Annotated in this window: 7 protein-coding genes; 4 read left to right on the forward strand and 3 right to left on the reverse strand. The window is 47.1% G+C overall.

Annotation, left to right across the window (positions count from 1 at the left end; all coding sequences use genetic code 11):
- Positions 1-73: 73 nt before the first annotated feature.
- From EFA69_RS19685 to EFA69_RS19695, 3 genes are read right to left on the reverse strand one after another with little or no spacing between them, the layout of a single operon-like run.
- Positions 74-1,723, reverse strand: coding sequence for a DUF4957 domain-containing protein (locus EFA69_RS19685; protein WP_123134753.1), 1,650 nt, complete (start codon positions 1,721-1,723; stop codon positions 74-76).
- A 27-nt stretch (positions 1,724-1,750) separates the two neighbouring features.
- Positions 1,751-3,613: a RagB/SusD family nutrient uptake outer membrane protein gene (locus EFA69_RS19690; protein WP_123134754.1), complete on the reverse strand. Its 1,863-nt coding sequence runs from the start codon at positions 3,611-3,613 to the stop codon at positions 1,751-1,753.
- A gap of 16 nt (positions 3,614-3,629) precedes the next feature.
- Positions 3,630-6,905, reverse strand: a complete 3,276-nt coding sequence (locus tag EFA69_RS19695; RefSeq protein WP_245964641.1) for a SusC/RagA family TonB-linked outer membrane protein — start codon at positions 6,903-6,905, stop codon at positions 3,630-3,632.
- A 315-nt stretch (positions 6,906-7,220) separates the two neighbouring features.
- On the opposite strand from EFA69_RS19695, the gene kduI reads away from it, so the two are divergent.
- From kduI to EFA69_RS19715, 4 genes are all read left to right on the forward strand, one after another.
- Positions 7,221-8,057: a 5-dehydro-4-deoxy-D-glucuronate isomerase gene (kduI, locus tag EFA69_RS19700; protein WP_123134755.1), complete on the forward strand. Its 837-nt coding sequence runs from the start codon at positions 7,221-7,223 to the stop codon at positions 8,055-8,057.
- 5 nt (positions 8,058-8,062) lie between these two features.
- Positions 8,063-8,851, forward strand: coding sequence for a gluconate 5-dehydrogenase (locus EFA69_RS19705; protein WP_123134756.1), 789 nt, complete (start codon positions 8,063-8,065; stop codon positions 8,849-8,851).
- A 67-nt stretch (positions 8,852-8,918) separates the two neighbouring features.
- Positions 8,919-9,983 carry a LacI family DNA-binding transcriptional regulator gene (locus tag EFA69_RS19710; protein ID WP_123134757.1) on the forward strand — a complete coding sequence of 355 codons (1,065 nt, stop codon included), beginning with the start codon at positions 8,919-8,921 and terminating at the stop codon, positions 9,981-9,983.
- Positions 9,984-10,156: 173 nt separating this feature from the next.
- Complete coding sequence (locus tag EFA69_RS19715; protein WP_123134758.1) at positions 10,157-11,581, forward strand: tagaturonate reductase; 1,425 nt, start codon at positions 10,157-10,159, stop codon at positions 11,579-11,581.
- Positions 11,582-11,634 lie beyond the last annotated feature (53 nt).

Genomic DNA, 11,634 nt, shown 5'->3' on the forward strand with positions numbered 1-11,634 from the left:
AGAGGTATGATCAGATGTTATTCTAACCATACCTCCACCCTCTTACTTCCTATACAAAACTCAATTTAGTGATCTACAGCGCCCATCTTGGGTCACCTATAGCAGTTCCTCCAATTCCGGCGGTTCTCAGCTCTGAACCGGTAGGCAGGGTAAAGTCTGTGGTAGCAGCCGTCCAGCCAAGGTCAATGGTTTTGTTGTTGGATTGGGTCACCACAGATGAGAATATCAATGGTGCCAATGGTGAACCACTTTCTATTTTGAAATAGTTATTACTTTTAAATTCAAGGTTTGAGCCCACCCCAGCCCTGATAGCATTTGGACCAACGGTTTGTCCGGGTTTAGGAGCATTAGCGACGATGCTGTTTTGCATGGTAAAATTCACCACAATAGAAGCAGTTGCGTCAAAAATGATGTTGTCTCTTCCGCCAGAGCCAAAGTTGTTCAATGTCACCCTATCCACGAAAAAAGTGGGCCGGTTGGATGGGGTAAAAGCAGTGGCATAGCTAATGAACCCTCTCCCCGCTTCATTAAAAGTAGAATTCGTTACATCTAATCTGTTTAACTCCAACTTGTCCAGCATAAAGGTCTGGTAGTTAGAGATCACATTTTTAGATACTATACATTGATCAATTTTAATAAAATCAATTTTCTGAGTACCGGCCTCCACTACCCTGTTCCCTCTCATGAAAGTGCTCTTCAAGTCATGCACAATGCAGTTCTCTACCGTAATAGAAGATAATGTACCAGGTGTAGCATCAATATTAATGAAGTAGTCTCCGGTTGCTTCACCTAACTTATTTTTCCCATCAAATTCTATTCCATTGATGCGTATTCCAGCCCCTGCTCCTTTTAGCGTGATTTCCTTGAAATGCACTTTCGTGTCACGAGGGTTTCCTGAAACTGAGCGAAGGGTGATATACTTTCCTGCTATCAAAATATTGGAAGTAGAAGCATCATACACTCCAGGTTCCAATCCAATCACATCACCAGGGGCTGCACTGGCAGCGGCAGCTACCAGATCACTTCCCGCAGCTAAGGTATATGTGAAAATACTAGGCTCTGTGGTGGTGAAGGAAGTGACACCTTTGCTTACACTGCCAGCAAATATTTCAGCGGTGTAGGCAGTAGAAGCCGTTAAACTGGTGAGCTTAATTTCTCTAGCGGCTACTTGCTCTGGTGTTAGCATCACCTCCGTTGGCGTGCCACCTGCGGGTGTAACTACTATTTTTGTCAATCCCGGAGATTCCCTCCACCTGAGAATTGCCGTCTTGTCCTTGATTTCTGTGTTAACTACAGGGGAAAATATCTGCTCCCCCCTGATTCTGAACCTAGAACTCACCAACCACTTTGATTCTGGGGAATTACCTTTGGCATTGGTTTTTACCCTGGCAAAGAAATATTCTTTTATTGGCAGCTGGGCATCTGTGAACGTGATAGCAGCCGTATCTGTCTGTCCCGTTAAGATAACTGGTGTCTGAAACAGAGTATCTTTTGCTACTTCCACAGTATAGGTGGTAGTGGCTGCCTCTGTGTTCAAAGAAGCTTTCCAGTATAATTCTACACTTGTTTCACCACTGGAAGCCCCTATCTCTCCGGCAGGCATGAACATGCGAGAGAGTTCCATCTGCTCCTCCTCATCTGATTCGCAAGAAATTACTCCTAACAAGCCTATGACAAAAGCAGGGAACAACCACTTGCTAATTTTATTATTAAGACTCTTCATATCTTCTGTATCTGGTTAGAGGATGTGTTAATATCCGTAGTCTTGGGATAATCTGTAGTTTTGGCTTATCACTCCTGAGAAAATAGGGAATACTTCAGAATGGTTTGGCTTGAAGTGGCTTGCAAAACCAGAGTTAGGTCCAGTGATCTGAGCCGCAGTTACAGCCTTTCTCCAATTGAGTGATCTATACCCTGCGGGGGCTGTAGCTGGTTCTTTGGTGTACATTACTTGTGCAATGGACCCACCGTATTGATCTGTTGAAGCTGTTCCTCCAAATAAATCAAAATTGGCGGCTTCCTGCTGTGCGGTGACACTGGATCCAAGCAGCGCATTGGTCTTGTAGTAGATAACAGCTGGAACATTTGCATAACGACCAGTTCCATTCATCATGGCTGTCATTTTCTCGCGGGTTTCAAGAATCTTTGCTTCTAGAAGGTTCCACCTGATCAAATCATACTTTCTAATGCCCTCACCACCAAACTCTAGGTATCTTTCATTGACAATCGCTCTGAAAAAACCAGTCTTGTCTGTAGGGGTAACGCCCATTCTTGCCTCCGTTTCATAAGCATCAAAATAGGCTCTTTTGCGCACCTCTTCAAAGGCGGCTATTGCCTGAGCGGTAGGTCCACTTAGCTCGTTCTCGGCTTCCGCGAACATCAACAGTACATCTGCATATCGTATCAAAGGCCAATTGATTCCCAAAGTCTGATTAGCCCCTGAGATAGCGGTCCAGTATTTCCTAAATTTACCCTCTCTCATTTGCAGAGGAGTAGTAAGCACTTTATTATCTGTGCCATCTACCTGAAGATAGGCTAAGGTTACATCTCTCCTGGAGTCTCCTATGGAATCAAAGGCATAGAAGTAAGTAGGTACTGCCGTGGTTAGGCCATTGGCGCGTCCATATTTACTGGCCCCGTCAATTCTTGGTCCGTTGCCAAAACCTAGTTTGGTATCTGTTCTGGAGTTGCCGCCAAATGCGCCTACCTGCCAAATGTGTTCCTTGGTTACATCTGACACCCCGTTTCCATGGAGACTACGGAAAACATTTTCGTACTTAGGATTAAGCCCATTCTCTTTTCTCTGGATAATATCCGCCGTCTCATTTCTGGCAATGGTGTAATACCCCTGATAATCCGGCAAACGCTCCATTCTTCTGCTTTCTCTTCTGAGAGCATATCCTCCTCTAGCTAAAGCAATTCTAGCCCTTAGTGCTTTTACGGCTGCCTTAGTTACCCTTGTGGTAGGGTCACCGGACTCACTTTGCCATGGTACAAGTTCAGAGGCTATTCTTAAATCCTCTAACAGTTTATCATAGATTTCATCTTGATTGGTCTTAGGCAGATACAGATCCTTTACATCTGCTGAAGGTTCAAAATGGGCAGGAACATCTCCCCAGTTCCTGATCAGCTCATGGTAAAACTGGGCTCTAAGGGTTAAAGCTTCACCATGTAACTTTCTCATTAATGCCTGTTCGGCGGCCGTGCCACTGGTGTATAGATCAGAAGCCGGAATGTACTTTATGCAAATGTTTGCACGCTCTATGCCTCTGTACAATTGTAAGAAAGGGCCTTCCAAGTCTGGGTATTTAGGGCTTACTTCAAAATGGGCAATACCCGTGCGCTGCTCAGCATTCCAGTCACCTGTCACAATAAAATCATCTGCTGCATTAGGGAATAAAGTAGAGATGCGGCTGCCATATCCGTTATCTCCACTTAATTGGTTGTATACTCCGGCAATAGCCCCTTCAGCATAAGTAGTACTGCTAAAAACAGTGGTTTGCGCCAAGGTAGAGGGGTTCTCAATCTCTAAATAATCTTCGCAGGATGATACGGTTACCGAACCACCCAAAAACAAGGCTAATGCGTAGGCTTTATAAATATTTCTTTTCATTGTAGTAAAAGCTTGATTAGAAGGTGATGTTTACTCCGCCTAAGATGTACTTGGAGCGAGGATATGCAGCATAGTCTACACCAGGGGTTAAAGGAGTTGACCTTCTGGTATTCGCTTCCGGATCATATCCATCATAACCGGTGATGGTAATCAGATTATTTGTAGTGGCATAGACTCTAAACTTAGAGACTACCTTCAGCCTCCGCACAAGATGTTCTGGTAGAGAATACCCCAAGGTGATGTTACTAATGCGCAGGAAAGAGCCATCTTCAATGGCAAAAGAATGCAGGAAGTAATTTCCCAGCGAAGGAACCCAATATTTGGCGTTGGTATTTAGGGCTCTTAATTCATTAGGTGTGTTAACCAGTTCACCGTTTGCATCTGCCCATCTGAACCTATCTTTCATGAACGCGAGCAGGTTGTTGTCCCGTTGCGTGTATTGGGTAGTAAACTCCATTTTATTGGCGTTGTACACCTTATTCCCTACAGAGAAGTTCATAAAGACGCTCAAGTCAAATCCCTTATAGGCAAACTGTTGATTAAATCCTCCAATGAACTTTGGCTGAGCATTTCCTAAGATGGTTTTGTCGTTTGCGGTGATCATCGGATTTCCGTCATCCGTTAAATCCTTCAGTTTAAGATCTCCGGGCCTTGGGGCTCTGTTGCCTAAAGCAACTCTGCTGGAGTTTGCCACTCCTTCTTTTAAGACATAATTTCCATCTGTATCAAAAACAAAAGTATTGGTAGCTGCATCTATCAAGAAGTCATCTACGGCATAGAAACCATCAGACTCGTACCCATAGAAATTACCAATAGGCTGCCCCACTTGGACATTAAAATCCTCAAGATCATTTACCCACCCAGATTGGTAGAGCTCGCTTTGTTTAGGATTCCCAGATGGATCCAAACCTAAACTAACTACTTTGTTTTTATTGAAGGCAATGTTGAAACTAGCGTTCCACATGAAGTCACCTTTATCTATTACAACGCCATTCAGCTGCAGTTCTACACCTTTGTTTTCTGTCTTACCCACATTCTGCATTTGAAATTCATACCCGCTGGTTTGTGGTATTCTGGCTCTGAACAACAGATCTTCAGTGGAGTTTTGATAAAAGTCAACCGAGGCACTTAATCTGTTCTTGAAGAAAGAAGCGTCTACTCCAAAATTGCGAGAAATGGTTGTTTCCCATTTCAAGAAAGCATTGGCCAATTCGTCAGATGCAAAACCAGGGGTTACCGCTTCTCCGAATGCATAACCGTTTGTGGCTGTTGCAGTAAAAATGGTTTTGAAAAGATCTTGCCCTATCCTGTTGTTTCCAACTGCCCCATAACTGAAGCGCACTTTCAAGTCACTCAGCCAATCTTGTGCACTTTGCATAAAGGGTTCTTCTATGGCCCGCCACATCAATGAAGCAGAAGGAAATGTCCCATGCTGCAAGCCCTTTGCGAACAAAGAAGAACCATCCCGTCTGATATTGAAATTTGCGAAATACTTCCCTCTGTAGTTATATCCTACTCTCCCAAAAAAGGAAAGTAATCTGTTGCCTGACTCTGCCGTACTGGGAGCATCTTGTTGAAGACCATCTGGTGCTTTAGCCTGCCCAATACTTGCAAACGCCTGTTTGGGAGTTATATCAACGGGCAACCATTTAACTCTCATATTCCTAGAGTTACCTGTGGTTTGCACTACTTCATGACCAGCTAACAAATCAAAATTGTGGTCTTCCCCTAATTTATACTTATAGGTGAGCGTGTTGGAGTTAGTCAAGGTATATCCCTCTGACTCAAATAGATCTACAACCGGCTGTGCATTGTTATCACGTGCCAACCCGGTCACTGTGCCATTAAAGGTATTGGTTGTTCTAGACACTGCGTTTATTCCTAATACACTTCTAAAAGTCAGATTTTTAAGAAGCTCAAGACTAAACCAACCGTTCACAATGATGTCATTCCTATAATCATTTTTTATTTCATTATTTGCCAACAGCACAGGACTCGTCAAATTGGTCGCAGTAAAATAAGCGGGGTCAAATTCATCAACCTCACTCTCAAACCCAGGGGCAATAAATGGTCTAAACCTTACTGCGTTTCTTAGTCTGTTTGAAGATTGTGATTGCGTGCTTGAGGTACCTACTCCATCTATGCGTTGACGGCTATAGCGGGTTGTGAGCCCTACTCTGAACTTATCATTAACTTTGTGATCAAATTTGAAGGAAGCAAGGGTACGGGTAAAACCGGAATTCAACATAATTCCTTCCTCATCGGCATGATTAAGGGTAAAATTGAACGTTGTCTCTTTAGATCCTCCGGTCACACCAAGTACATGGGTCTGGCTAAACGCATCTCTCCCAAAAACCTTTTCCTGCCAATCTGCCTCTGACATACTTCTATAAATATCCAGATCCTCCCATCTACCGTATCTATCCCGAAAAGAGGCGCGGGTTTCATCATTTGCATTGCTGTATAGATTGTATGACTCATATTGATACTGCACAAAGTCATAAGGATTCAATACATCCAATTTATTTACAATGCTCCTCGTTCCGGCATAGCCGTTATAGGTTACCTGAGTTTTCTGTTCTACACCACCTTTTGTTGTAATAATCACCACTCCATTAGCCCCTCTCGCTCCATAAATAGAAGTAGAAGCTGCATCTTTCAATACATCAATAGATTGTATTTCTTGTGGAGAGATGATAGAAAGTGCATTCTCCATTTGAATACCATCAACTATATAAAGCGGGGAATTATCTTGGCTAATTGAGCCCCCACCCCGCACCCTAATCTGTATATCAGCTCCTGGACGGCCCTCGGTTGTAGTTACCTGCACTCCAGCCAATCTACCGGCCAATGCTTCAGCTGCTGTACTTACAGGAATATCCTGTAGATCTTTTGAGGTAACTGAAGCCACAGACCCAGTAAGTTCTTTTCTGGGAACAGTTCCATATCCAATCACTACCACCTCATCTATTGCCTTTGCATCAGACGCCAACGCCGCATTCATTGTGGTTCTCCCGTTCAGCGGCACCTCCTTAGACAGGAAGCCAATGTATGAGAACACCAGCGTTCCGGCCCCATTAGGCACATTGAGGGTGAAATTACCGTCCACGTCTGTCGCGCTGGCGGTAGTAGTTCCTTTCAGGAGAACGGTTACACCCGGCAGGCTTTCTCCCTTTTCATCAGTTACTCTCCCCTTCACGGTCACAGACTGAGCAGCGGCACCTATCGCCGCAATGAAAACAATGGGAAGAACGAGCAGGCACCGTATCTTCTTTAGTAAAGCTTGTCGCATAGGTAACATTTAAGAGTTTGTTAATTGGTGAGGAAACGATAGTAGGCTTAGCAGTGTGCACTAGAAATGCGCAACCGATTGCATATTTAACATTATTTGAAATCAATCACAAAAAAATACCTCATTTTTTTAACACATTTGTAATACAAGTTTCTTTAAAGCCCATCCTTTGATAAATCAGCATTATAAAGACTACCATTAAACAGAAGTTCATTCATGCATGATGAAGATTTTTCTACCCAACTACGACCCAACCTGTTGATAAATTTGTAATTTGCGCAAACGATTACACCTATTACCCGCAACACCACCACTATGAACCATACCACCAGACACGCCATTCACCCTACAGACGCAAAAAGCTATGACACCCAGAAACTGCGCGAAGCTTTCTTAATTGAGAGCCTGTTCAAGGCAGATGCCGTTGAAGTAGTGTATACTTTATATGACCGCTTGATTGTGGGAGGCGTTCACCCAGTTACACGCCCAGTGGCGTTAGATACCTTCCCCACCCTGCGCTCTGAATTTTTCCTGGAGCGCCGTGAACTAGGCATTATCAATGTTTCTTCAGAGAGCACCGTCACGGTAGACGGCAAGGAATTCACCTTGAAAACCAAAGAAGCTTTATACATTGGCAAAGGAGTAAGAGAAGTGATCTTCCACCCGGCTCCAAACGGGGCGGACACCAGATTCTATTTCAACTCTGCTCCCGCCCACCACGCGTATCCTACCAAAAAAGTAACCTTAGAAGAAGCCGAAACGGTAGAAACAGGAGCCTTGGAGAACTCCAACCACAGAACAATCAGAAAAGTATTGATCAACTCGGTGGTAGATACCTGCCAGTTGCAGATGGGCGTGACCGAACTGAAGACCGGCAGTGTCTGGAATACCATGCCCGCTCACACCCATGACCGAAGAATGGAGGCCTATTTCTATTTTGAGCTCCCGGAAGACCAAATGGTCTGCCACTTTATGGGTGAACCGCAGGAAACCCGCCACTTGTGGGTAAAAAATCAGCAAGCGGTGATTTCCCCCCCTTGGTCTATCCACTCCGGGGCCGGAACCTCCAATTATACCTTCATTTGGGGAATGGCCGGCGAAAACCTGGATTACAATGACATGGACAAATTCCCCATCACTGACCTTAAGTAAGCTTCATGAAAGAACTGTTTGATTTAACGGGTAATGTTGCGTTAGTAACTGGGGCCACCCATGGTTTGGGCATGGCCATGGCTACGGCCCTGGCAAAAGCGGGCGCTACCCTGGTGGTGAACGGCAATACCCCGGCAAAAATGGAGCGTGCCCTGGAGCTGTACCGGCAAAATGGCATTGAGGCCAAAGGCTATCTATTTGACGTCACTGATGAAGCTGCCGCCCAGGAAAATATTGAGCGCATTGAACAGGAAGTAGGCCCAATTGCCATTCTGGTGAACAATGCGGGCATGATCAAACGCATTCCGGCCCTGGAAATGGAAGTAGCCGATTTCAGGAAAGTGCTGGACGTAGATCTTACCGGTCCGTTCATCATGTCAAAGCAAGTGGGCAAACACATGGTGCAAAGGCAAGCCGGCAAAATCATCAATATCTGTTCTATGATGAGCGAATTGGGCCGCGACACGGTTTCTGCCTATGCGGCGGCCAAAGGAGGTCTGAAAATGCTCACCCGTAACCTGGCAACCGAGTGGGCCAGGTATAACATCCAGGTCAACGGCATAGGGCCGGGTTATTTTGCCACCGACCAGACGGCTCCCATACGCGTAGATGGCCACCCCTTCAATGAGTTCATCATTCACCGCACCCCCGCCGGGCGTTGGGGTGACCCGGAGGATTTGGCAGGGGCCACCATTTTTCTGGCCAGCCGCGCCAGTGACTTTGTCAATGGGCAAATTCTTTACGTAGATGGTGGCATCCTGGCCACCATTGGCAAGCCCAGCAACGAGCGGTAAGAACACAGCGACGGAATAATTGTTTTAGGAGTGACCACCCTCCACACACGGTGACCATTCACATACTATGGGAAGTAAACCAAAGGTGACCATTCACCACATTGCTGAGAAACTCAACATAACGGCCTCCACCGTTTCCCGGGCCCTGAACGACAACCCCAGAATAAGCGAGGCTACCAAAAAAGCGGTGATCAAAGCTGCCAAGCAGTTGAACTATCAGCCTAACAACATTGCGGCGGCCTTGCGGAACGGCAAGAGCCACCTCATTGGCATTATCATCCCTACCGCCGACCGGTCGTTCTTCGCCTCCGTGGTGCGCGGCATAGAGGAAATTGCGAATAGAGTGAACTACAAGGTGATCATTTCGCAGTCTTATGACAACTATGAGAAGGAAGTACAGACGGTGGACGCGCTGCTGAGTGCTCGGGTAGACGGTATCATTGTCTCCATTGGGAAGAACACCGAGAACTTTGATCACTTCAAACGGGCCCAGGAGAAAGGGATTCCGCTGGTATTGTTTGACCGCACCACAGATGAACTGGAAGTCAGTCAGGTGATGATTGATGATTATCTGGGGGCCTACAAAGTAGTGGAGCACCTGATCCAGCAAGGGTGCCGGCGCATCGCCCATTTCACCAGCCCCAAAAAAGTAAGCATTTTCAAGGAGCGGCTGAGAGGCTACATGGATGCCCTGCGGGATTATGAGGTGCCGTTTTACGAGGAGTTGGTGGTAAAAAGCAATCTCCAGCTGGAAGACGGCCGCAGCAGCATGGAACAACTGCTGGAGCTGCCCCAATGGCCAGACGCCGTTTTCTCCGCGAGTGATTACGGAGCCATGGGCGCGTTGCAGGTGCTGAAGGAAAGAGGCATCAAAGCTCCCCAGGAAGTGGCCTTGGCCGGTTTCGGGAATGAGCCGTTCACTTCCTTCTCAGACCCCGCCCTCACCACGGTAGACCAGTTCAGCTTAACCATGGGCCGCATCACCGCCGAGCTTTTCTTTGAGAGTTTCAAGACAGAACCAGACAAAAAACTGGTTCCGCAAAAGACGGTGCTCAAACCGGAGCTGATCATTAGAGGATCCTCGCTGAAGACTGAGGCACTGAAGAAAGACCGGGAAGACTCCTCTGTTTAGCGTGCCCTGAGAAGCAAGAAACCCGCTTACGAATGGAATGCGTTTAGCGGCTCTTTTTTCAAAAACAGCGCTAAACTGGAAGTGACAGCTATAGAAGAGACGGGCAGCCATTGGGTTACCCACATAACAGAATTGTGCGAGAAGGACTCTTCTCTAATTTTAACAAGAAGCGTATGCAGCCATTGAACAGAACTACCGCGCAGATTACTCAAACCCGGCCCACCAAAGTGGTGCAGTTTGGCGAAGGGAATTTCCTGCGCGGCTTTGTGGATTGGATCATTGACATCCTGAACGAAAAGACTGACTTTAACGGGGCGGTCACCGTTATTCAGCCCCAGAACAAAGACAAATACAAACTCCTGAACCAGCAAGACGGCCTGTTCCATGTGCTGCTGGAAGGGATTCAGGAGGGCCGCAACATGCAGGAGACCAGGCTCATCAGCTGCGTAAGCCACGCGTTAAGCCCCTATACCAGTTATCACGAGTATCTGGCCCTGGGCGAAAACCCTGATCTGGAGTTCATTTTCTCCAACACTACTGAAGCCGGCATCGCCTTTGAACCCTCAGATGTCACGCCAGACACCACCCCGGTTTCTTTCCCCGGCAAACTAACCGCCCTGCTTTACCGCCGCTTCACCCATTTCAAGGGCGCAAAAGACAAAGCCCTCACCATTATTCCCTGTGAACTGATTGAGAAAAACGGCGAAAAACTCCGCGACATCGTGCTCCAGTACGCGTCGCTCTGGAACCTGCCCGCCCCCTTTGCCGACTGGATAGAGCAGGACACCATTTTCTGCAATACCCTGGTAGACCGCATTGTACCGGGCTTCCCGCATGACACCTATGCCCATATTCAGCAGGAGCTGGGGTTTGAAGACAAGCTGCTGGTAAAAGCCGAACCCTTCCACTTACTGGTGATTGAGGCCCCGGCGTCGGTGGCCAAAGCGTTTCCAGCGGCACAGACAGGGTTGCAGGTGAAATTTGTGGAAGATCTTACCCCTTACCGGACCAGTAAAGTACGGATTCTGAACGGAGCGCACACCACCTTGGTGCCCGTGGCTTACCTACAGGGGCTGCGCACCGTGCGGGAGGCGGTGGAAGATGAGAAGACTGGCCAGTTCATCAGGGAAGCCATTCTGGAGGAAATCATCCCCACCCTTGACCTACCTGGCCAGGAGTTAACCCAGTTTGCCCAAGATGTGATAGACCGTTTCCGGAACCCCTTCATCCGCCACGAGCTGCTGTCCATTGCGCTTAACTCGGTCTCTAAATACAAGGTGCGGGTGTTGCCTTCGGTGCTGGAGTACCACGCCAGGAATGGCCGGCTGCCCCAACGTCTGCTCCACGCGCTGGCGGCTCTTATTTTATTCTACAGAGGCGAGTACAACGGCGAGCAGATTCCGCTGAACGATACCCCTGAAGTCCTGGCTTTCTTCCAGACCGCCTGGCAAAAAAGCTCCGTGGCAGAAACGGTGCAAGCCGTTCTGGCTAACCAGGAGTTCTGGGAGCAGGACCTTACGCAGGTGCCTAATTTGGAAGCCACTGTAGCACAGCAACTGACCCTCCTGCTGGAGCAGGAACAGGTACGGGCCTCTTAGGTGGTCCATAAATCAATACAATCTGATCAAAAACAGAGCAATGCATGGTGCAT

This window comes from Rufibacter immobilis (genome assembly GCF_003721565.1).
Classification (GTDB): Bacteria; Bacteroidota; Bacteroidia; order Cytophagales; family Hymenobacteraceae; genus Nibribacter; species Nibribacter immobilis.